This window comes from Pseudonocardia sp. ICBG162 (assembly GCF_020496225.1).
Taxonomy (GTDB): Bacteria; Actinomycetota; Actinomycetes; order Mycobacteriales; family Pseudonocardiaceae; genus Pseudonocardia; species Pseudonocardia alni.
The window spans coordinates 713612-734740 of sequence record NZ_JAHLJD010000013.1; the positions used below are offsets into that span (position 1 = coordinate 713612).

At 76.2% G+C, this 21129-nt stretch carries 20 protein-coding genes and 1 pseudogene; 8 read left to right on the forward strand and 13 right to left on the reverse strand.

Annotated elements, in window-relative coordinates:
* Nucleotides 1–35: 35 nt before the first annotated feature.
* Both KPL60_RS06690 and KPL60_RS06695 read right to left on the reverse strand, forming a co-directional pair.
* Complete coding sequence (locus tag KPL60_RS06690) at nt 36–3446, reverse strand: bifunctional proline dehydrogenase/L-glutamate gamma-semialdehyde dehydrogenase (protein ID WP_226365248.1); 3411 nt, start codon at nt 3444–3446, stop codon at nt 36–38.
* A 70-nt stretch (nt 3447–3516) separates the two neighbouring features.
* Nucleotides 3517–4194: a maleylpyruvate isomerase family mycothiol-dependent enzyme gene (locus KPL60_RS06695; protein WP_226356980.1), complete on the reverse strand. Its 678-nt coding sequence runs from the start codon at nt 4192–4194 to the stop codon at nt 3517–3519.
* Between the two features lie 183 nt (nt 4195–4377).
* Here KPL60_RS06695 and KPL60_RS06700 point away from each other — a divergent pair, with 183 nt between their 5' ends.
* Complete coding sequence (locus tag KPL60_RS06700; protein ID WP_226365249.1) at nt 4378–5067, forward strand: DUF4190 domain-containing protein; 690 nt, start codon at nt 4378–4380, stop codon at nt 5065–5067.
* Nucleotides 5068–5094: 27 nt separating this feature from the next.
* Here the strand turns inward: KPL60_RS06700 and KPL60_RS06705 are convergent, their stop codons facing one another.
* The gene (locus KPL60_RS06705) at nt 5095–6258 is read right to left on the reverse strand and encodes an SGNH/GDSL hydrolase family protein (RefSeq protein WP_226356978.1); all 1164 of its coding nucleotides are present in this window, start codon (nt 6256–6258) and stop codon (nt 5095–5097) included.
* A 49-nt stretch (nt 6259–6307) separates the two neighbouring features.
* On the opposite strand from KPL60_RS06705, the gene KPL60_RS06710 reads away from it, so the two are divergent.
* The gene (locus KPL60_RS06710; protein ID WP_226365250.1) at nt 6308–6730 is read left to right on the forward strand and encodes a hypothetical protein; all 423 of its coding nucleotides are present in this window, start codon (nt 6308–6310) and stop codon (nt 6728–6730) included.
* Between the two features lie 14 nt (nt 6731–6744).
* Nucleotides 6745–7512 carry a PIG-L deacetylase family protein gene (locus KPL60_RS06715; RefSeq protein ID WP_226365251.1) on the forward strand — a complete coding sequence of 256 codons (768 nt, stop codon included), beginning with the start codon at nt 6745–6747 and terminating at the stop codon, nt 7510–7512.
* A 21-nt stretch (nt 7513–7533) separates the two neighbouring features.
* On the opposite strand, the gene KPL60_RS06720 is transcribed toward KPL60_RS06715, so the two are convergent.
* Together KPL60_RS06720 and KPL60_RS06725 are read right to left on the reverse strand one after the other, a co-directional pair.
* The gene (locus KPL60_RS06720) at nt 7534–8475 is read right to left on the reverse strand and encodes an ATP-binding protein (RefSeq protein ID WP_226365252.1); all 942 of its coding nucleotides are present in this window, start codon (nt 8473–8475) and stop codon (nt 7534–7536) included.
* A complete protein-coding gene (locus KPL60_RS06725; protein ID WP_226365253.1) occupies nt 8472–9389 on the reverse strand; it encodes an MEDS domain-containing protein in 918 nt (305 codons plus the stop codon). Before KPL60_RS06725 ends, KPL60_RS06720 begins: the two co-directional genes overlap by 4 nt.
* A gap of 199 nt (nt 9390–9588) precedes the next feature.
* On the opposite strand from KPL60_RS06725, the gene KPL60_RS06730 reads away from it, so the two are divergent.
* Nucleotides 9589–9810, forward strand: a complete 222-nt coding sequence (locus KPL60_RS06730) for a hypothetical protein (protein ID WP_226356973.1) — start codon at nt 9589–9591, stop codon at nt 9808–9810.
* Between the two features lie 40 nt (nt 9811–9850).
* Entirely contained in the window at nt 9851–11440 is a 1590-nt protein-coding gene (gene mdlC, locus KPL60_RS06735) for a benzoylformate decarboxylase (protein WP_226365254.1), read from the forward strand.
* A gap of 19 nt (nt 11441–11459) precedes the next feature.
* On the opposite strand, the gene KPL60_RS34565 is transcribed toward mdlC, so the two are convergent.
* Nucleotides 11460–11813 carry an ATP-binding cassette domain-containing protein gene (locus KPL60_RS34565; protein ID WP_308016744.1) on the reverse strand — a complete coding sequence of 118 codons (354 nt, stop codon included), beginning with the start codon at nt 11811–11813 and terminating at the stop codon, nt 11460–11462.
* 61 nt (nt 11814–11874) lie between these two features.
* Nucleotides 11875–13086 (reverse strand): annotated as a pseudogene (locus KPL60_RS06740) (ABC transporter ATP-binding protein); the annotation flags it as partial.
* 258 nt (nt 13087–13344) lie between these two features.
* On the opposite strand from KPL60_RS06740, the gene KPL60_RS06745 reads away from it, so the two are divergent.
* Nucleotides 13345–13818, forward strand: coding sequence for a MarR family winged helix-turn-helix transcriptional regulator (locus KPL60_RS06745; RefSeq protein WP_226356971.1), 474 nt, complete (start codon nt 13345–13347; stop codon nt 13816–13818).
* Nucleotides 13819–13874: 56 nt separating this feature from the next.
* Nucleotides 13875–14162, forward strand: coding sequence for a YrhK family protein (locus tag KPL60_RS06750; protein WP_226365255.1), 288 nt, complete (start codon nt 13875–13877; stop codon nt 14160–14162).
* Here KPL60_RS06750 and KPL60_RS06755 read toward each other — a convergent pair.
* The 5 genes from KPL60_RS06755 to KPL60_RS06775 are packed head-to-tail and all read right to left on the reverse strand — an operon-like array spanning nt 14150 to nt 18489.
* Nucleotides 14150–14824 (reverse strand): phosphonatase-like hydrolase, encoded by a 675-nt coding sequence (locus KPL60_RS06755; protein ID WP_226365256.1) that lies wholly within the window; start codon nt 14822–14824, stop codon nt 14150–14152. The genes KPL60_RS06750 and KPL60_RS06755 overlap by 13 nt on opposite strands.
* Entirely contained in the window at nt 14821–15651 is an 831-nt protein-coding gene (phnE, locus tag KPL60_RS06760) for a phosphonate ABC transporter, permease protein PhnE (protein ID WP_226365257.1), read from the reverse strand. Before phnE ends, KPL60_RS06755 begins: the two co-directional genes overlap by 4 nt.
* The gene (locus tag KPL60_RS06765) at nt 15648–16391 is read right to left on the reverse strand and encodes a phosphonate ABC transporter ATP-binding protein (protein WP_226365258.1); all 744 of its coding nucleotides are present in this window, start codon (nt 16389–16391) and stop codon (nt 15648–15650) included. Before KPL60_RS06765 ends, phnE begins: the two co-directional genes overlap by 4 nt.
* On the reverse strand, nt 16388–17299 hold the full coding sequence (locus KPL60_RS06770; RefSeq protein WP_226365259.1) for a phosphate/phosphite/phosphonate ABC transporter substrate-binding protein: 912 nt from the start codon (nt 17297–17299) through the stop codon (nt 16388–16390). Before KPL60_RS06770 ends, KPL60_RS06765 begins: the two co-directional genes overlap by 4 nt.
* Nucleotides 17300–17313: 14 nt before the next feature.
* Nucleotides 17314–18489, reverse strand: a complete 1176-nt coding sequence (locus KPL60_RS06775) for a TIGR03364 family FAD-dependent oxidoreductase (protein WP_226365260.1) — start codon at nt 18487–18489, stop codon at nt 17314–17316.
* A gap of 125 nt (nt 18490–18614) precedes the next feature.
* Between KPL60_RS06775 and KPL60_RS06780 the strand changes: the two genes are divergently transcribed.
* Entirely contained in the window at nt 18615–19349 is a 735-nt protein-coding gene (locus KPL60_RS06780; RefSeq protein ID WP_226365261.1) for a GntR family transcriptional regulator, read from the forward strand.
* 723 nt (nt 19350–20072) lie between these two features.
* On the opposite strand, the gene KPL60_RS06785 is transcribed toward KPL60_RS06780, so the two are convergent.
* Nucleotides 20073–21128, reverse strand: a complete 1056-nt coding sequence (locus tag KPL60_RS06785; protein ID WP_226365262.1) for an alcohol dehydrogenase catalytic domain-containing protein — start codon at nt 21126–21128, stop codon at nt 20073–20075.
* Nucleotide 21129: the final 1 nt, after the last annotated feature.

Sequence of the window (21129 nt, forward strand, 5' to 3'; positions counted from 1 at the left end):
CACCGTAACCACGGCGACGTCGCGGCCGCCATCGCTCACCGTTCGAGGTGGCCGAACCGGTGCCGGGTGCGGCTGACCGCCTGCTCGCGCAGCACGGTGGGGATCTCCCGGCGTCCGTCGAGCACGACCGGGGTGTCCACGACGGACGCGCCCACCTCCGCGGCGGCCGCCCGCAGACCCTCGGGCACGGTGCCCAGGGCCCGGATCCGCTCGCCCGCGACGGGGACGAGCCCCTCGCCGCCGTGCACCCCGCCCGGGACCTCGCCCGGCGGGATCCCCGGCCCGTGCAGCCGTACCGGGACCCCCGCGGTGGCGGCGGCGAGCAGCACCCGCAGGACGTCGGCGCGGGCGGTACCGGTGCCGCACCACAGCGTCACCGACGGGGCGGGCCGGTAGCGGAACACGTTGGACTCCGCGGCCAGCCCGGTCGGGTCGTGCTCGATCCCGAACTCGGTGTCCCACGCGCGGGCGTCGGAGGCGGCGGCGCGGGCGAGGCGGTCGCGGGCGGCCGGGTCGAGGTCGGCCGCCGCGGCCAGGACGCGGTCCGCGGCCGGGCCGGAGGCCGGTCCCGGCCCGGGGAGGTCGCCGTCGTGCCAGGTGCCGAACTGGGCGACGTAGTTGGGTCCGCCGGGCTTGGCGCCCGGGCCGAGCACCGAGCCCTTCCAGCCGCCGAAGGACTGGCGCTGCACGATCGCGCCGGTGATGTGCCGGTTGACGTAGGCGTTGCCGACCTCGACGCGGTCGAGCCAGTGCGCGATCTCGTCGGAGTCGAGGGAGTGGATGCCACCGGTGAGGCCGAAGCCGGTGTCGTTCTGCCAGGCGATCGCCTCGTCGAGGTCGCGGGCGGCCATCAGGCCGAGCACCGGGCCGAAGCACTCGGTGCGGTGGAACCAGCTCCCCGGCGACACCCAGGCCCGCACGCCCGGTGTCCACACCGTCTCCGAGACCCGGCGCGGGCGCACCAGCCACCGCTCCCCCGGCTCCAGCGTGGTCAGTGCCCGGTGCAGCTTCGCCGAGGGCGCCTCGATGAGCGGGCCCATGGTCGTCGCGAGGTCGGTGCCGGGGCCGACGCGCAGGGTGGTGACGGCGTCGACGAGCTGGCGGCGCAGCCGCCTCCCGATGGCCGAGCCGGTCGCGGCGGGGCCGACGAGGATGGCCAGCGACGCCGCGGAGCACTTCTGCCCGGCGTGCCCGAACGCCGAGCGTACGAGGTCGGCGACGGCGAGGTCCGGGTCGGCGGCGGGGGTGATGACCAGTGCGTTCTTGCCGCTGGTCTCGGCGACGAGGTTCAGGTCGGGCCGCCAGGACCGGAACAGCGCGGCGGTCTCCGAGGAGCCGGTGAGCACGACACGGTCGATGTCGGGGTGGGTGACCAGCCGGCGTCCGGCGTCGGCCTCGTCGGTGGGCAGCAGCTGCAGTGCCTCGCGCGGGATCCCGCCGCGGTGCAGTGCGGCGACGCCCGCCTCGGCGCACTCGCGGACCTGCGGGGCGGGCTTGAGCAGCACCGGGGCGCCCGCGGCGAGCGCGGCGAGGCAGCCGCCGAGCGGGATCGCGACCGGGAAGTTCCAGGGCGGGGTCACGGCCACGACCCGGTCCGGGGTGAACGGGGCGCCGTCGAGCTCGGCGGCGCGCTCGGCGTAGTAGGCGGCGAAGTCGACGGCCTCGGAGATCTCGGGGTCGGCCTCGGCGACGGTCTTGCCCGCCTCGTGCAGCATCACCGACAACAGCGTCCCGCGGGCGGCGGCCAGCGCGCGGGCGGCGCGGCGCAGCGTCGCAGCCCGCTCCGCGGCGGGGACGTCGCGCCAGCCGGAGGTGCGGGCGCGCTCGACCGCGGCGTCGACCGCGGCCGGGTCGGTGACGAGGGGGACCTCGGTCCGCGCGACGGCGGTCGTCGCGGCGCGACGGGCCCAGTCCCGGTTCGTGGGCAGCGACGGGTCGGTGTCGGGCTCGGCGCGGAACCCGGCCGGCACGGGGTCCCCGGGCAACGGGCCGTCGGTCCCGACGGGTGCGGACACGGTGCGGTCCTGTGTGCGGCGCGGGGTGTCGGCGACGGCGTCGCGGTCGCGCACCGAGGCGAGGAACCGCTCCTGGTAGGTCGCCGGGCCGCCCGAATCGGGAGCGAACAGCGTGTACAGGTAGCCCTCCGGGGAGGCGTTCTCCTCCAGCCGCCGGACCAGGTAGGACACGGCGGTGTCGAAGTCGCCGCGGTGCACGACGGGGGTGTAGAGCACCAGCTGCGAGCCCGGACCGGACTCCGGCAGGTCGCCCGCGACGGCGTCGGCGAACGCGGGGGCCATGCCCTGGAGCATCTCCAGGTCCAGCTGGGACCGGGCACCGCGGGCGTCGGCCAGTTCCAGGGCGAGCGCGACGTGGTGCAGGTGGTGCGACGCGACGCCCAGGCGCATCCCGTCGGCGTGCGGGCCGCCGATGCCGCGGTCGAGGAGCCGGACGTAGTTGGCGTCGACCTCGACCTTGGTGGCGAAGGGCGCCTGCGGCCAGTCGTGCAGCTCGGCGTCGACCCGTTCCATCGCCAGGTTCGCGCCCTTGACCAGGCGCACCTTGATCGGCGCCCCGCCCGCGGTGGCGCGGCGGGCGGCGAACCCCCCGAGCTCGTCGAGCGCGGCGACGGAGTCGGGCAGGTAGGCCTGCAGGACGATCCCGGCGGGCAAGTCGTGGAACTCCGGGCGCGCCAGCAGCGTGGTGAACAGCGCGACGGTGAGGTGGAGGTCCTTGTACTCCTCCATGTCGAGGTTCACGAACACGCCGTGCTCGCGGGCGGCCCGGTAGAGCGGCAACAGCCGGTCCACGAGCAGGTCCCGGCTGCCCTCGAGGTCCCACGGCACGAGCTGGGCGACGACCGAGGACGCCTTGACCGACACGTGGTCGACGCCCGGCCGGCGCAGCAGCGCGATCGTGCGGGCGAGGCGACGGTCCGCCTCGTCGTGGCCGAGGACCGCCTCGCCGAGGAGGTTGAGGTTGAGCCGGTGGCCGTCGCGCCGGGCCGCGGCGAGGCGGCGGTCCAGGCCGCGCCCGCCCGCGTCGACGATCAGGTGCCCGACCAGGCTGCGCAGCCGCGACCGCGCCGCGGGCACGACGACGTGCGGCAGCGCCGTCGCCAGCCGGCCGCCGGCCCGCAGGAGCAGCCGGTCGGTGCCGGCGACGAACGCGGGCAGCGCGGCGCCCGCCCCGGCCAACCGGGCCAGCTCACGGGCCGCGACCCGGTCGTCGGCGGGGCGTGCGACGCGGTCGACGAAGCGCAGCGTGAAGTCGACCCCGGCGGGGTCGTGCATCAGCGCGGCCAGCCGCTGCGTCGGGTCCGCTCCGCGGCCGGAGCCCGACGACGGGGCGGTACCGGTGCGCTCGGTCCAGCGGCGGACGCGCTCGACGGCGCGCCCGGTCAGCGCGTCGTCGAGAGCGGGGACGGGGTGGGTGGGGTGCACGCTCACCCGCCCAGTCTGGACCCACTGTCAGGACCGTGTCACGTCGACGGTGCTGACAATCCGGTGACGACCGTGGTCAGGACTCCGTGAGGTCGGTGTCGGGCAGCGACCCGAGCAGGGCGAACGCGTCCAGGTAAGGCTCGACGTCGCCGCGCTCGGTCCAGGCCCGCAGCTGCGCCGCCGACCGGCGGGTGACCAGGGCACGGGCCAGGTCGAAGTCCGGGGCCCGCACGACGACCGCGGCCCCCGCCTCGTCGCCCGCGGACACCCAGCGGCGGCCGTCGCCGACCAGCGCGATCGGCGGGAGGTCCCCGAGGGCGTCGGCGAACCGGCCCAGGAACTTGTCCATGATCGCGTAGAGGCCGGGGGTGTGCTGCCCGCCGGGCTCGCGCAGCGCACCACGCAGGTCCTGCTCGTGGATGATCACGTCGCCGAGCGGGCGGGTCGTGTTCCCCGCCATCCAGTCGCGCAGCGGGCCGGTCAGCGACTCCCACTCCGCGACGAGTGCCGCCACGTCGTGGTCACGCCGCGCCCGCACCTGCCGGTCCGTCCACTCCTCGTTGTGGTCGTCGGGCTCGTCGCCGCGCACCACGTCCGCACCCAGACCGACCATGTGCGAGAACAGGTCGCGCACCGTCCAGTCCGGGCAGGACGGGACCGTCAGCTCCGAGCGCTCGGGCGGCAGGTCCCGCACCAGGTCGATGACCCGGCGCTGCGCCCGGGTCCACTCCTCGATCTCGTCGATACCGCTCACGGGCACCGATCCCATCACGACCGGGGCTCCCGCGCCGCCCCCATGGGTGTTTTGCCTGGACCGCGCCCGGGCACCTGGGGATCATCGAACCGGACACGACGGCGAGGACGGTCACGGCGACTCCGCCGGACGGCACCGCCGGCACCGGGGACCACCCGGTGCGTCGGTGAGGAGAGGACGAGCGTGAGCAGCCCACCCCCGTACCCGGGTCGCCCCGGGGACCCGCAGGACCCGAACAACCTGGACCAGCCGACGCAGCAGAACCAGCCCTACGGCGGGCAGCAGTACGGCGAGCAGCCCGGTCAGCAGTACGGGCAGCAGCCACACGGACAGCAGCCGTACGGACAGCAGCCGCAGTACGGGGAGCAGCCCCCCGGCCAGCAGTACGGGCAGCAGCCGTACGGGCAGCAGCCCTACGGCGCGCAGGGCCACGACCCGGCCGCCTACCCGGACCGGCCGCCCGCCGGGCCGCCGGGGTGGCCGCAGGGCGGGGCGCCCGCGACCCCGCCGCGCAACGGCATCGGGATCGCCGCGCTGGTGCTCGGCATCCTCGCCGTGCTGCTCGGGTTCTTCCTGATCGGCGCCCTGTTCGGAGTCGTCGCGGTCGCGCTCGGCATCGTCGGGATCAGCCGGGCGTCCAAGGGCGCCGCCACCAACCGCGGGGTCGCGATCGCCGGGCTCGTGCTCGGCCTGGTCGGCATCGTCATCGCGATCGCCGTCGTCGCCTTCGGCCTCAGCGTGTTCAACCAGGTCGGCGGGGACGAGTACGTCAGCTGCGTGCAGCAGGCGGGCACCGACCAGTCCGCGATCGCGCAGTGCCAGCAGGACTTCGAGGACCGCCTCCGGGGGCAGCTGGACCAGGACGGCAACTGAGCCCGCGCCCGCGGGCCCCGTGGCCGGTCACCGGTCGCGCGGGCCCGCGGCGTGGAACGCACCCCCCGCACCGAACACCAGCCGGGCGAACCGCTCCCCCATCCGCAGGTGCGCCTCGGGACTCGGGTGCAGCCGGTCGGGCAGCGGCAGCTCGGCCGCGTCGGCGTCGCCGTAGAGCTCGCGGCCGTCGAGGTGGGCCAGCGCCGGGTCCTGCGGGGTGCGGCCGGCCACGATCCGGGCCAGCTCCTCGCGGATCACCGACAGCGTCAGCTTCCCCGCCGCCACCTCGGCCGGGTCGCCGGTCGCCCGGAACTGCAGCCGCCCGTCGACGACCTCCGGCGCTCCCGGGCCCGGTGTGTGCTCGTGGATCGGGCACAGCACCGGGGACACCACCAGCAGCGGGGTGTCGGGGTGCCCGTCGCGGATCGTGTCGAGGAACCCGTGCACGGCGGGTCCGAAGGCCCGTCGGCGCATCAGATCGGCGTTGACGATGTTGATCCCGATCTTGACGCTGATCATCGCGGCCGGGGTGTCGCGCAGCGTGCGGGCGACGAACGGGTCCAGCATCGCGCTGCCGGAGAACCCCAGGTTGACCAGCTCGACACCGGCAGAGCGGGCGGCGAGCGCGGGCCAGGTGGTGCTGGGGCCCGCGGCGTTGCTGCCCTGGCTGATCGAGCTGCCGTGGTGCAGCCACACGGGGCGCCCGCCGGGCGGGACGACGGCGACCGGCGCGTCGGTGCGCAGCGCGACGACCTCGGTGATCTCGTTGTGCGGCAGCCAGATCTCCACGAGCGCGTCGCGGCCGGGCAGGGTGAACCGCACCGGGCCGGGTGGGCCGTCGGTGACCGTGACCTCCCCCGTCGCCGGGTCGGTCATGAGGAGCTTGCCGCCGGAGGTCGTGGCGCTGCCCGCCGGCCGGCCGTCGACGAGCAGGTCGTAGGCGCCGTCGGGCCGCAGCGGGGCGCCGACGAGACCGATCCGGGTGCGCAGGGTCTCCAGCTCGACGGTCCGCGCGGCGGTGCGGAACACGACGCGCACCCCGGACGGCTGGCTCTGCGCGCCGGCCAGCTGCGGGTCGGTGTTGCGGGCGCGGGCGGAGGCGGGCAGCCGCTGCGGGAGCAGGCCCCGTTCGCCGTCGACGGCGTCGAGGACGCCGTGCAGCAGCTCGGGCCCGATCGCGGTGGTGATCACCCCGGCAGCCTGGCACGCGCGCGGCGCCGGTTCACCCGAGAATCGGACGGTGCTGATCGCCGCCGTCGTCCAGGCCGTCGCGACCGTGCTGCTGGCCGGGATCGCCTGGACCGTGCAGGTGGTGGTCTACCCGGCGTTCGCGCTGGTCCCGGCCGGGTCCTGGGTCCGCTACCACGCCGCGCACAGCCGGGCGGTCACGCTCGTCGTCGGGCCGCCGTGGGTCGCGCAGGGGCTCGCGACGGCGGCGCTGCTGGTCCTCGCGCCCGGCGAGCCGCTGGTGTGGGTGGCCGCGGTGGCGGCCGCCGCGGGCGTCGCGGTGACCCTGCCCGCGGTGTCGCTGCACGGCCGGCTCGACCCGGCCGCGCACCCGGGGGACCTGCGCCGGCTGCTGCGGGTCAACCTGGTCCGCGCACGGGTGTGGTCGGCCGGGTCCGTGGTGGGGGTCCTGCTGGTGACCGCCTCCGGCGCGTGACCCAGGATGGCCGGGTGACTGCGACCGAGGACGAGCGCACGGCGGCCGACGACCGCGCGCACACCGGGGTGGAGCGCGTGCTGGTGATCGCCGCGCACCCCGACGACATCGACTTCTCCTGCAGCGGCACCGTCGCGGTGTGGACCGCGGCCGGGGTCGCGGTGACCTACTGCCTCGTGACCGACGGCGACGCGGGCGGCTTCGACCCGGCCGTGCCGCGCAGCGACATCGCGGGCATCCGCCGGGCCGAGCAGACCGCCGCGGCCGCCGAGGCCGGCGTCACCGACCTGGTGTTCCTCGGCCACCCCGACGGGCGGCTGACCGTCACCCTGGAGCTGCGCCGCGACCTGGCCCGGGTGATCCGGCAGGTCCGCCCGGACCGGGTCGTCGTGCCGCAGCCGGTGCGCGACCTGCGCAGCATGTACGGCAGCCACCCCGACCACACCGCGACCGGCGAGGCCGCCCTGTGCGCGGTCTACCCCGACGCGCGCAACCCCTACGCCTTCCCCGAGCTGGCCGAGGCCGGGTACGAGGCGCACACGGTCGGCGAGGTGTGGGTCCTGGGTCCGGCCCCGGCCGACGACCCCGAGGGGGCACGGCACGTCGACATCACCGACACGATCGACGTGAAGATCGCGGCGCTGCGCGCCCACGCGAGCCAGACCGCGCACATGACCGGCCTGGAGGACATGATCGGGCAGTGGTCCGGGTCGCTGGCGAAGCGGGCCGGGTTCCCGCCCGGGCGGCTGGTGGAGTCCTTCCACGCGCTCGACACGCGCTGAGGCCCCCGGGCCCGGGTGCGCTCAGGCGGCGGCGCGGATGCGGACGTGGGTGCCCGCGTCGTCGCCCCAGACGTGCAGCAGGTCGCAGAGCTGGCGGGCGATCCAGATCCCGCGCCCGTGCGCGCGGCCCGGGTCCGGCGGGGCCAGGCCGGGCAGCGGGTCGGCGAGCCGGCCGCCGTCGTGGACCTCGCAGACGACGTCCTGCTCGGGCGTCCACAGCATGAGCCGCGCCGTGTGCGTCCCGTGGTGGACGGCGTTGGTGGCGACCTCGTTGACCGCGACGGTGACGTCCTCCGCGCGGCTGTCGGGGAACCCCTGGCCGCGCAGTGCCTCGTCGACGGCGCGGCGCACGTCGCGCAGCTGCGTGGCGTCGAAGCGGAACTCCTGCGCGGGGGCGCCGAGCTCGGCGGGCACCGGGGCGCCGAGGCCGTCGAGCAGCCGGCGCGGGTCGGCGTCGACACCGGTCGTGACGGGCCGGCCGTCGTCGAGGACGAACGGATGCGCGCGTCGCACGACCTCGGCGATGGGCCCGGGCAGGTCGGCGGGGAAGAAGCAGAGCAGCCGCAGCGGCAGGTCGGCCAGGGCGAGCGCCGCGGCCGCCTCGACCTCGCCCCAGTAGGCGCCGCGCGGGTCGTCGAGGTCCGCGGAGTGCTCGACGACGACGGTCACCGGCCCCGCGACCGCCCGGTGGCGGGCCCGCAGGACCCGGGCCAGGCGCGCCGCCTCGGTCTGGCCCGACGGACCGTCGGGCCCGCAGTCGCGGCGCAGCCGCAGCAGCCCGGCGACGGCGTCCGCGCCGAGGGCCTCGGCGACCCGGCCGCGCAGCGCGACCTCGGTGACCGGGCGGAGCAGGGTCGCCACCGACCCGCCCGCGGCGAGCGCGTCGAGCACGGTGTCGGCGAGCCGGTCGGTCAGGTCGCCGTCGCCGCCGTGCCGGCACAGGGCGTGCACCAGCCCGCTCACTCCGACCCACCTCCGGCGAGGCCCAGCGCGTCGGCGGGGCAGAGGGCGTGCCGCTCGCGGGTGCTCATCTCCAGCTGCGGGGCGAACCCCGCACCGCAGCGTTCGAGCAGCCGGGCCACACCGGGGCGCAGGTTCACCAGCCGCAGCCGCACGCTGACCGGGAGCTCGTCGGCGGCGTGCACGAGGCCGACCGCACCGGCGACGTCGACGAACCGCAGCGCGGACAGGTCCGCGGTCAGCGTGCCCTCGCCGACGTCGCCGCGCACGACCCGGTCGATCAGCCTGGCCAGCACCCGGCGGACCTGGGGCCGGTTGGCGTGGTCGACCTCGCCGGCCAGCCGGACCCGGGCCGGGCCGATCTCGGTGACGCGCAGCAGGCTGTCGTCGTAGAGCGGGGCGGCGGTCAGCTCGGCGGGGTGCAGGCTGCGCATCGTCGCGATGAGCTCGTCGGGGTAGCGCAGGTGGTCGTAGACGCACAGCGCGCGCAGCGGGTGGTCGCGGACGGCGTCGTCGAGCCTGCGGTCGTACTCGTCGAGCACCTGTCCCCCGGGCCGGCGCAGGCCGTGGTCCATCTGGCCGCTGAAGCGCAGCCCGGCCCAGCCGTCGTCGAGGGCGGAGGTGACGTTCTGCTCCATCACCCCGGTCAGCTCGTCGAGCGGGGCGTGCAGGGCGGCGCGGGTGAACTCGCCCGGGACGAGCTGGAACTGCCCGGACCGCAGCGGCCCGGTGACGTCGACGCCGTCGTCGGCCAGGCGGGACAGGACCAGCCCGGCGGTGTCGTCGTCGAAGTAGGCGACCCGCTCCCCCGCCGTGAGCCCCTCGGCCAGGAACGCGGCGACGTCCTCGGCGAGCTGCTCGTCGCTGACCGGCACGGTCAGCACGTGGCGGTGGGGATCCCGTACCGGTGCGGTCACACGTCACCCCCGTCGTGGCGTCCCCGACGGCCCCCCGACAGGTGTGACGCCGCATACACGATAGGTGATCACGGGTCCCACGGCGACCCGACGCTGTTGTTCAGGCGTGCCGAGGCGTAGAGTTAGCCGGACCGAACTCCGGTGTTCGGGGCGCACGGTGCGAGCAGGGGGCACGGGCGCCGATCAGGAGGTGGACGCCATGTTCCGAGCCGCTCCGCAGTCGCGGGCGACCGAGGTGCGCACGGTCGTGCTCGCCGGCGTGCTCATGGTGCTGCTGGCCGTCGCCACGATCGTCTCCGTGCCGCTGGCCCCCACCGCCGTCACCCTGGTCCTGGCCGCCGCCGCGCTGGCCGTGCGGCCGCTGGTCGTCGCCCACGTGCGCCGTGGCGCCCGGGCCGAGCGGGTCGCCGCGCGCCGCTGACGGCACCTACGGTGGGGGTCCCGCGACCCGAGGAGCCCCCATGACGACCGTCGGCGAGGCCGGCTGGCAGGTGCTGACCGCCCACGGCATCGACACCGTGTTCGGCAACCCCGGCTCGAACGAGCTGCCGTTCCTCGCGGCGATGCCCGACGGGGTGCGCTACGTGCTCGGCCTGCACGAGGGCGCCGTACTGGGCATGGCCGACGGCTACGCCCTGGCCACCGGCGGCCCGGCGCTGGTCAACCTGCACGCGGCGTCCGGGTCGGGCAACGCGATGGGCGCGCTCACCAACGCCGTCTACTCCCACTCCCCGCTCGTGCTGACCGCGGGCCAGCAGGTGCGGTCCACGGTCGGCCAGGAGGTGATGCTGACCAACGTGGACGCGGCCGCGCTGCCGCGCCCGCTGGTCAAGTACGCCGCCGAGCCCGCGTCGGCCCAGGACGTGCCGCGTGCGCTGTCCCAGGCGGTGCACACCGCGCTGTTGGCACCCCGGGGGCCGGTCTACCTCTCGGTCCCCTACGACGACTGGTCCCGCGAGGCGGGCCCGGACGCCGCGCACCTGCCGTCCCGGCGTGCGACCGCCGCCGCCGAGCTCGGCGAGGCGGCGCTCTCCGAGCTGGCCGAGGCACTGGCCGGGGCGGCGAACCCGGTGCTGGTGCTGGGCCCGCAGGTCGACGCGGACCGGGCCAACGACCACGCCGTCGCCCTCGCCGAGCGGCTCGCCTGCCCGGTCTGGATCGCGCCGTCGGCGTCGCGGTGCCCGTTCCCGACCCGGCACCCGGCGTTCCGCGGGATCCTCCCGGCCTCGGTGCGCGACGTGTCCGACCGGCTGGCCGGGCACGACGTCGTGCTCGTCGCGGGCGCTCCGGTGTTCCGCTACCACCAGTGGGTCCCCGGTGACCTGCTGCCGGCGGGCACCCGGCTGCTGCACCTGACCGCGGACCCGGCCGAGGCCGCGCGGGCCCCGATGGGCGAGGCGTGGGTCGGCCCGGTCGGCCCGGCGCTGGCCGCGCTCGCCGGACGGGTGCCCGCCTCCGGGCGGGAGCCGCTGCCGCCCCGGTCCGGGCCGCCCGCACCGCAGGGCGCCGAGGACCACGTCCCGCCGCAGCAGCTGTTCGCGCTGGTCCGCGACGCGGCCCCGGCCGGGACCGTGCACGTCTGCGAGTCCACCTCGACCATCGACGACTTCGTCGCCCAGGCCGACCTCACCGAGCCGGGCAGCTACCTGTTCCCCGCCTCCGGCGGCCTGGGGTTCGGGCTGCCCGCCGCCGTCGGGGCGCAGCTGGCCCACGGCGACGCGCGCCGGGTGGTCGCACTCGTCGGCGACGGGTCGGCCAACTACGGCATCACCGCGCTGTGGACGGCGGCGCAGTACCGGGTGCCGGTGGTCTTCGTGATCCTGAAGAACGGCACCTACGGCGCGCTGCGCGGCTTCGCGGGGCTGCTGGGCACCGGGGAGACACCGGGCCTGGACGTCCCCGGCCTGGACTTCGTGAAGATCTCCGAGGGCTACGGCGTCCCGGCGGTGTCGGTGTCCGACGCCGCGTCGGCGGCGGCCGCGCTCAAGGACGCGTTCGCCGCCGACGGGCCGCGGCTGGTCGAGGTCGTCACGGCGCCGGGCGTGGCGTAGGCGCTCACACGGTCGCCGTTCACACCGTGGCCAGCGCGGCGTAGCGGCCCGCGTCGGCGAGCAGCTCGTCGTGGCTGCCGGACTCGACGATCCGGCCGTGGTCGACGACGGCGATCCGGTCGGCGTCGCGCACGGTCGAGAGCCGGTGCGCGATGGTGATCGTCGTACGGCCGTGGGCCAGCGCGTCGAACGCGGCCTGCACGGCGCGCTCGGTGCGGGTGTCCAGCGCGCTGGTGGCCTCGTCGAGGACCAGCACCTTCGGGTCGCGCAGCAGCGTGCGGGCGATCGCGATGCGCTGCTTCTCCCCGCCGGAGAAGCGGTGCCCGCGCGAGCCGACGACGGTGTCGTAGCCGTCGGGCAGGCCGGTGATCAGGTCGTGGACCTGCGCGGCGCGCGGCGGCCTCGATCTCGGCGTCGGTGGCGTCCGGACGGGCGTGGCGCAGGTTCTCCCGCACGGTGGCGTGCAGCAGGTAGGTGTCCTGTCCGACGACGCCGACGATCCGGGTGAGGTCGGCGGCGGCCATGTCCCGCAGGTCCACGCCGTCGATGGTGACCCGGCCCGCGGTCGGGTCGTGCAGCCGCGCGACCAGCCCCGCCAGGGTGGTCTTGCCCGAGCCGGTCTCGCCGACCAGCGCCAGGGTGGTCCCGGCCGGGACGTCGAGGTCGATCCCGGCGACGGCGGCGGCGTCGCTGCCCGGGTAGGCGAACGTGACGCCCTCGAGGCGCACGTGCCCGCGTACGCGGTCGTGGTCCACCGCGACCGGGTACTCGGGCTCGACGACGTCGACGGTCAGGTCCAGGTACTCGAAGATCCGGGCGAACAGCGCCAGCGACGCCACGATCTGGACCCCGACGCTGAGCAGCCCCATGACCGGCCGGAACAGCCCGCCCTGCAGCGCGGTGAACGCGACCAGGGTGCCGATGCTCATCGTCCCGGCCGCGAACGGCAGGCCGGCGGCGAGGTAGATGACCGCCGGGACGGCGGCGAACACGACCTGGGTGACGGCCATCGTCCAGCGTCCGGCGAGCTGGGAGCGCAGCTCCAGCCCGATCAGCCGCGACGACGAGGTGGTGAACCGGCGGGTCAGCTCCGGTCCGCTGCCGAGGGTCTTGGACAGCGCGACGCCGTCGACGGACAGGCTCTCCTCGACGGTGACGTTGAGGTCGGCCAGCTCCCGCTGCTGGGCGGCGGTGATCGCGCGGCGGGTGCGGGCGACCCGGCGGGTCAGCAGGATCGCCGGGGGCAGCACGACCAGCGAGACCAGGGTGAGCTGCCAGGACAGCGCGAGCATGGCGACCAGGGTCGCGACGGTGGTGGTCAGGTTCGACGCGACCGAGGTCGCGGTGTTCGTGACCACCGACTGCATGCCGCCGATGTCGTTGGTGATGCGCGACTGCACCTCACCGGTGCGGGTGCGGGTGAAGAAGGCCAGGCTCTGGCGCTGCAGGTGGGCGAAGACGCCGGTGCGCAGCCCGTGCATGACCTCCTGGCCGATGCGGGTGGAGATCCAGGTCTGGGCGACGCCGAGCGCGGCGGTCACCGCGGCGACCGCGACCATCCCGCCGGCGAGCCAGGCGAGCAGGGTGACGTCGCGCTGCGGCAGCGCCACGTCGATGACCTCGCGCAGCAGGAACGGCGAGGCCATCCCGACGATCGACGAGGCGACGATCGTCACGACGACGACCGAGAGCGGGCCCCGGTGCGGGGCGAACAGGGCGCCGATGCGCCGTAGCGAGACCGCGCGGGCCTGTTCCTTCTCCTCCGGTGAGGAGGTGCGGGTGTCGGGCCGGCCGGGCCGGTTCGGGGGTCGGGGGTCCAAGGGGAGCTCCTCACGATGCTGCGTCACAATGCTGTGGTTACCTCACTATGAGGCAACAACAGTGTCGCTTGCTAGTCTGTTCCCGTGCCGGAACCCGACTTTCCGAGTGACCTCGTCGACGCGTTCTGGGCCGTGGCGCGGCGGCTGCGGCACACCTCCGCCGAGCGGCTGGCGGACTGGGGGCTGTCGCCGTCGCAGGCCAGGGCGCTGATGGTGCTGGCCCGGCACGGCGAGATGCGCCCCGGCGAGCTGGCCGGGCACCTGCGCATCGCGCCCCGCTCGGCGACCGAGGTCGTCGACGCGCTGGCCGGGCTCGGGATGGTGGAGCGCGCGGCGGACCCGGGCGACCGCCGGGCCGTGCTGCTGCGGCTGACCGGCGACGGCGCGGCGACCGCCGGTGCGATCCGGGCGGGCCGCGCCGACGAGGCGCAGCAGTTCTTCGGCAGGCTCGGCGACCACGACCGGGCCGAGCTCGCCCGGATCCTGGGCACCCTGCGCGACGAGGTGCACCGCGACGCGCACCGCGGGCCGGGCTGCGACGCACCCGCCGCCCCCTGACCCGACCCGGGTCACACCGCGCGTCGGACAGGCCCGGCGCGGGGTAGTCCCCCGGCATGGACATCGCCGAGAACGGCCGGACCCTCACCCTCACCGTCGGCCACGCGGAGCTGGTGGTCCGCCGCCGCTACGAGGCGCTCAGCATCGCCAACGACGTCCTGATCGGGATCTGGTTCGTCGTCGGCAGCGTGCTGTTCCTCTCCGACGCGACGAGCTACGCCGGGACGTGGCTGTTCGTCGTCGGATCGATCGAGATGCTCATCCGCCCGGTGATCCGGCTGGCCCGGCACCTGCACCTCCGCCGGATCTCGGGCAACCCGCCCGAGGCCGGTCACGACTTCTGACCGGCCACCGCGCAGAGCCCGGGGAGGTCGGCGACGCCGTCGACGACGTCGGTCGGCCCGGCCGCGAGGAGCTCGGCGCGGGTCTGCGCGCCGGACAGCACCGCGACCACCCGCCCGGCGGCGGCGTTGCGGCCTGCCTGCACGTCGAGCACCGTGTCGCCCGCGGTGAGGACCGCACCGGGGTCCTCGACCCCCGTCAGCGCCATCGCCCGGTGGACCATCGCCGGGTCGGGACGGCCCGCGCCGACCTCCTCGGCGCAGACCACGGCGTCGAGCGCGCCGGTGAACGCCGCGGGCAGCGCGGCCAGCAGGGGGTCGGTCACCTGCCGGTCGAAGCCGGTGGTGAGCACGACGGCGGTCCCGGCGGCCCGCAGCGCCGCGCACGCCCGGATCACGCCGGGCAGCGGGCGCGGCGGTGCGGCGGCGTAGGCGTCGGCGAGCGCGGCGACGAAGGCGTCGTGCAGCTCCTCGACGTCGGCCGGGTCGCCGCATCCGGTGAGCGCGGCCAGCGCCTCGCGCTTGTCGGCGCCCATCCAGCGGCGGATCGCGGCGTCGTCGCCCGCGTGCCCGGCCTCCCGGACGACCTCGGCGAGGACCCGGTAGACCGCTCCCCCCTCGTCGACGGTGGTCCCGGCGATGTCCAGTGCGGCGAGTCGGATCACGTGTCACTCCCGAGACGGCGGCGGACCAGCGCGGACAGCTGGTCGACCGCGACGATCAGCACCAGCACGACGAGGATGTGGGTGAGCATCTCGTCGAACCGGAACAGCTGGATGGACTGGTTGATGAGGAACCCGATGCCGCCGGCGCCGACCAGGCCGAGCACCAGCGACGAGCGGACGTTGACGTCGAAGCGGTAGAGCAGCAGCCCCACCAGCTGCGGGGTGACCGACGGCAGCAGCGCGTGCACGGCGACCTGCAGCCGTCCGGCGCCCGCGGAGCGCAGCGCGGTGGGCGGGCCGGGGTCGGCGTCCTCGACGGTCTCGGCCCAGAGCTTGCCCATCACGCCGATGTTGTGCAGGACCAGCGCGAGCACCCCGGGGAACGGGCCGAGCCCGACCGCGGTGACGAAGACCAGTGCGAACACGACGTCGGGCACGGCACGCAGGAACGACAGCAGGCCACGGGCGGCCTGGTAGGTGACCGGCCCGGGAGCGGTGCCGCGGGCGGCGGCCAGGGCGAGCGCCAGCGCGAACGGGATCGACAGGGTGGTGCCGAGCAGCCCGATCCACAGGGTGACCAGGGCTCCCTGCAGGCTCGGCCCCAGGACCGCCCAGGACAGATCGGGCGGGATCGCCTCGGTGAGGAACTCGGCCATGCCGTCGGCGCCGCCGAGCAGCGTCGCGAACGACATCTCGGTGGTGCGCCAGGCGATGACGTGCACGACGAGCAGCACGACGACGACCGTGGCGGCCAGGGCGAGGGTGCGCGGGTCGCGGCGCCGCGGCGGGACGGGGACGCGACGGACGTCCGGGGCGGTGCTGGTCACGGTGCGGCCTCCAGGGCGGCCGCCGGCTCACGGTGGTCGGCGGTGTCGGGGTAGAGCGCGCGGACGTCGCCGCCGGGTGGTCCGTCGAGGACGACGTGCCCGGACCGCAGCCCGACGACGCGGTCGGCGTGCCGGGCGGCGAGGTCGGGCTGGTGCAGGACGGCGAGCACGGCGAGGCGCTCGGTGTGGGCGAGCTCGGCGAGCAGGCCGAGCACCTGCTCGGCGGCGGCCGGGTCGAGCGCGGACACCGGCTCGTCGGCGAGCAGGACCCGGGCGCGCTGGCACAGTGCGCGGGCGACGGCGACCCGCTGCTGCTGCCCGCCGGACAGCGACCCGGCGCGGTCGTGGGCGCGGTCGGCGAGGCCGACGCGGTCCAGGCAGCCCACCGCCTCCTCCCGCAGCGCCCGCGGGAACAGGGCCGGGACCAGCGAGGACCGCAGCGGGAGCCGTCCCAGTGCGCCGGCGCAGACGTTGTCGAGCACGGTGCGCCGGGTGACGAGGTGGATCCGCTGGAAGACCAGGGCGACGTCGAGCCGTCCGCGCGGCCGGCCGTCGACGAGCACCCGGCCGAGGTGCGGGGTCAGCCCGGCGGCGGCGCGCAGCAGCGTCGACTTGCCCGAGCCGTTGGCGCCGAGGACGGCGAGCAGCTCCCCGGCGTGGACGTCGACGTCGACGCCGTGGAGGACCTCGCGGTCGCCGTAGCGCACCCGGGCGCCGCGGACCGCCAGCAGCGCGCTCACTGGACGTCCTTCTCGGTCAGGCCGAGCGTGCGGGCCAGCTCGAACAGCGGCGCGTAGGTGTCGCGGGTGACCGGCACGAGCTTCCCGGGCGGGGTGACGTCGAGCAGTGCGCCGATCTCCCCCACCGCCTGCGGGTCGAGGTTCAGCAGGGCGTCGGTGACGGCGGCCTTGAACGCCGGGTCGAGGTTGCCGCGCACGGTCACCGGGTCGTTGGGGATCGGCGCGGAGGTCCAGACCCGGCGGAACCCCGCCGGGTCGAACGTCCCCGACGCGGTCGCCGAGGCCAGCTGCTGGGAGTTGATCTCGGCGGCGTCGACGGTGCCGTTGGTCAGCGCGAGCAGCGCCTCGGGGTGGCCGCCGGCGTAGTCGACCCGGACGTCGGCGGGGGCGAGCCCGGCGTCGAGCAGCGCCTTGCGCGGGAGGGCGTCACCGGAGGTGGAGCCGACCGAGCCCAGGGCGAGGGTGCGGCCGCGCAGCTGGGCCACCGTGGTGACGTCGGAACCGCGCGGCACCCAGATCCCGGCGGTGTAGGCGGACAGCTCACCGGTCGCGGTGCCGAACGAGGCGACCGGCTCGGCCCCGGCGCGCTCGGACGCGAAGACGTATCCGAGCGGGCCGAAGATCCCGATCTCCAGGCGGTCGTTGCGCATGGCGAGGACCTCGGCCGCGTAGTCGTCGGTGACCTGCACCTGGACCGGGCAGCTCAGCCGGCGTTCGAGGGCGTCGCCGAGGATCTCCGCGGCGGGCACGAGCTTCGCCGGGTCCTCGAAGGGTTCGATGCCCATCCGGATCTGCCCGCCGGGGCAGGTGGGCGACTCGGCGGCGGCAGGGCCGGACGGGCCGGCGCAGGCGGTGAGGGCGAGGCTCGCGGCCAGTGCGGCGACGACGAGCAGGCGGGGGCGGCGCATGGGGGTCTCCCGTTTCAGAGGACGCGGTCGAGCACGGCCGGTGCGAGGCCGAACGCGGTGGTCATGCCGATGCCGGAGGTGACCGCGACGGCGGTCGTCGCCGGTGCGACCGGGCGGATCAGGAACTCGCCGGGGGCGTCGGCGTAGACGCCCCGCCAGCGGCGGACGACGTCGACGCCGGTCCCGAGCAGCGCCCGGGTCTCGGCGAGCAGCAGGTCGTCGAGGGTCTCGTCGGTCCAGGGCTCGGGTGTGCGGTCGTAGTGGTGGGTGTCGCCGACGACGAGGTCGCCGCCGGGCAGCTGGGTGAGCATGTGGTTGACGCCCGCGTCGAGGAGCTCCGGGCGCTCGGTGCGCCAGCGCTCGCGCAGTGCGGCGGCGCCCGCGGTGCCCGACAGGGCCGGGTAGCGCAGCATCGAGCTGCCGGTGAGCACGGCCGGGCCGATCGTGAGCGGGGTGCGCGGGCGGACCTGCAGCATCTGCAGGACGCAGCGCCGCAGGCCCGCGTCGTCGGCGAGGCCGGGGACGAGGCGGTCCAGGTCGTGACCGACGCAGAGGAGGACCCGGTGGGCCCGGAACTCCCCGCGCCCGGTGCGGACGACCACCGGGCCGTCGCCGCTCGCGTCCCCGATCCCGCCCGCGCCGATCCCGGTCTCGCCGGACCCGGCGCCGGCCGCGTCGATGCCGTGCACCGGGCAGCCGAAGTGGATCTCGGCACCGGGCCGGGCCGCGAGCCACGCCGCGATCGCCCCGGCCGCCCGGCGCTGCTCGACCCGCAGGTCACGCGGCAGGAACGCCCCGCCGTGCAGTCCGTCGCGGGCGACCGGGACCCGGTCGACGACCCGCGCCGGGTCGAGCAGCTCGACGTCGTCGCCCCGGGTGGCCGCGAGCTCCTCGAGCGCGGCGCGCTCCTCGGCCGACCGGGCGACGACCACGGTGCCGCACTCGGCGACGCCGAACCCGGCCTCGGCGCCCAGCCGCAGCCAGGTGCCGCGGCCACGGGTGGCGAACCCCAGCGCGTCGCCGGTCTGGGCGGTGAGGCAGCCGTGGCCGAAGTTGCGCACCGAGGCCCCGACGGCGTGCTCGTCGCGCTCGAGCACGGTCACGGCCAGGCCGCGCTCGACGGCCTCGACGGCGTGGGCGAGGCCGACGACGCCGGCCCCGACGATCAGGAGGTCACTCGTCCGGGTCACGGCGGCGACGGTGCCAGCCGGATGTCCCGGACCGCAATGACTTGTCGATACAAGTCGGGATCCGTTCACCTGCCCGACCCCTGGACGTCGTGCTCAGCGGCCTGACGCTTGTAGAGTCACCGTCCGTGGGGACCCCGTTGCACCGCACACTGGCCGACGAGCTGCGCACCCGGATCCGCAGCGGCGCGATCGGTGTCGGCGAGGCGCTGCCGTCCGAGGCCGAGCTGTGCCGGGAGTTCTCGGCCTCGCGCGGCCCCGTCCGCCAGGCCCTGGCCGCCCTGCGCGACGAGGGCCTGATCGGCGGCGGGCAGGGCCGGCGCCCGGTGGTGCTCGACGCGGTGCCCGCCCAGCCGTTCGAGTCGTTCCTGTCCTTCACCCGGCGCGCGGAGCTGACCGGCCACGTCCCGGGCCAGCGCCTGCACGAGATCGCGCTGCGGCACCCGTCGCCCGCGGTCGCGGCGGCGCTGGGCCTGGAGCCCGAGGACTACGCGGTCCAGCTGATCCGACTGCGCCTGCTCGACGACCGTCCCGCGATGCTGGAGCGGATGACCTACGTGGAGAAGGTCGGACGCGCCCTGCTCGACGCCGACCTCAACGCCGGGTCGATCTACGCCCTGCTCACCGGCCAGGGCGTCGACCTGCACGAGGCCCGGCACACCTTCGACGCCGTCGCCGCCGACGAGCTCGACGCCTCCCTCCTCGACGTCGAGGTCGGACACCCCCTGCTCCGCGAACGGCGGCTGACCTGGGACTCCGCCGGGAACGCCCTAGAGTGGTCGGAGGACCGCTACCGCCCGGACGTCGCGACCGTGACGGTGACGAACACCCGCAGCGGGCGGGGTGGGTTCGCGCGGGAGTGAGCGGGTGGGGGGCGCCCGCGGGCCGGCGGCGACGAGTCCCCGCCGGCGACCGCGGTGCCCGGGCCCGGTCGCGCCACGGATCGGGGCCCGCGGGCTCGGGCTCCGGCTCGCCCCCCGGCCCGGCCCGGCTCGGCTCCGGCTCGGCTCGGCTCAGCTCCGTCCCGGCTCGGCTCGGCTCCGTCCCGGCTCGGCTCCGCCCCGCCCCGGCTCCGCCCCGGCCTGGCCTGGCCCGGCCCGGCTCCAGCTCCGGGCTTCGCGATGATCGACCGCCACCGGGACCGCGCCCGCGGTCCGCTGCACAACGGCACCGGACCGGAGTCGCACCGCCGCCACAGTCGCCGCCGCCTTCGCTGCCGCCACCCCTGCCGCCGCCTCTGCCGCCGCCACCCAGAGGTGCCCCTGTTCTGAATTCGCTTACCGGGTAAGCGAATCGACACACATCCCCCTCCGGAGCCGGGAGGACAACCGCCCTGCCGAATCGGTTCATGCGATGAGCTGTTCCCGCAGACCCCCGGAGTCGGGTCCGCCGTGGCGCATCGGGTGGATGCGCGCCACACCAGCGGCCGGCATCCGTACACCCGGAGAAGCCCAGACATGGTGCTCGGAACCGCTTCGGGCGGGCGGCGGCGACGGCAGCGCCCCGGCCCCACCGGACCCGCACCCGCGCCCGACCGGACCCGGACCCAGGCGGCCCGGACCCGACCCGGACGATCGGGAGCGACGTCAGGGACGCACGGCCTGGCGCGGCGCCGCACCCGGCGCCCCGGCGGCGGCGAAGGCGTCGTCGAGCGCGTCGAGGGACCACGGGCCACCGGTCAGCTCGGCGAACGGGAACCGCGTGTGCTCGGCGACGAGGAACGCGACCGCGGCGGCGAGGTGGCGGGGGGCGTAGTTGTGCACGCCGACGACCGTGTGCAGCCCGCGGACCAGGCGTTCCGGGTCGAGTCCCACCGCGGGGCCGGGCGAGACCGACCCGGCGAGGACGGCGGTGCCGCCGACGTCGAGCGCGTCGAGGCAGGCGCGCACGGCGGCGGGTGCGCCGGACAGCTCCAGCGCGACGTCGAACGCCCGCTCCGGCGGGGTCCCGACCGTGTCCGCGGCGCCGAAGCGGCGGGCCCGGGCGCGGCGGTCGGCGTGCGGGTCGGCGACCACGACCTCGGCGCCCGCGCGGGAGGCCATCGCCGCCGCGGTCACACCGAGCATGCCCGCACCCGTCACCAGCACCCGCGCTCCCGGGCCCGGCGAGCCGGCGGCGTCGAGGACCGCGGCGACCGTGGCCGTCGCGCACGAGGCGGGTGCGGCGACCTCGTCGGGCACCGCCGGGGGGACGACGACCGTCGCCGTGCCCGGGGCGAGCAGGCAGTGGGTGGCGAACCCGCCGGTCAGCGGGCGGGCCTCGTCCAGCGGGGCGTGGCCGTACTTGTGCAGGGCGGTGCACTTCTGCGGGATCCCGCGACGGCAGCGCCCGCAGTCCCCGCAGGATGCGGCGACCGAGAAGACGATCCGGTCGCCGGTCCGGACCGGCGCGCCGTCGACGTGGCGCCGGCCCGGGGACGTCGCGACGACCCGCCCGACCTGCTCGTGCCCGAGCACGCCCGGCACCGGCGACGAGCGGTGCCCGCGGGTCGTGTGCAGGTCCGAACCGCACACCGTCGCCAGATCGACCGCCACCAGGACCTCACCCGGCCCCGGCTCGCCGAGCGCGGTCGTGACCAGGCGGAACGGGGCGCCGACGCCGTCCCAGCGGGCGTAGCGGGCGGTCGTCACGGGAGCTGCCATG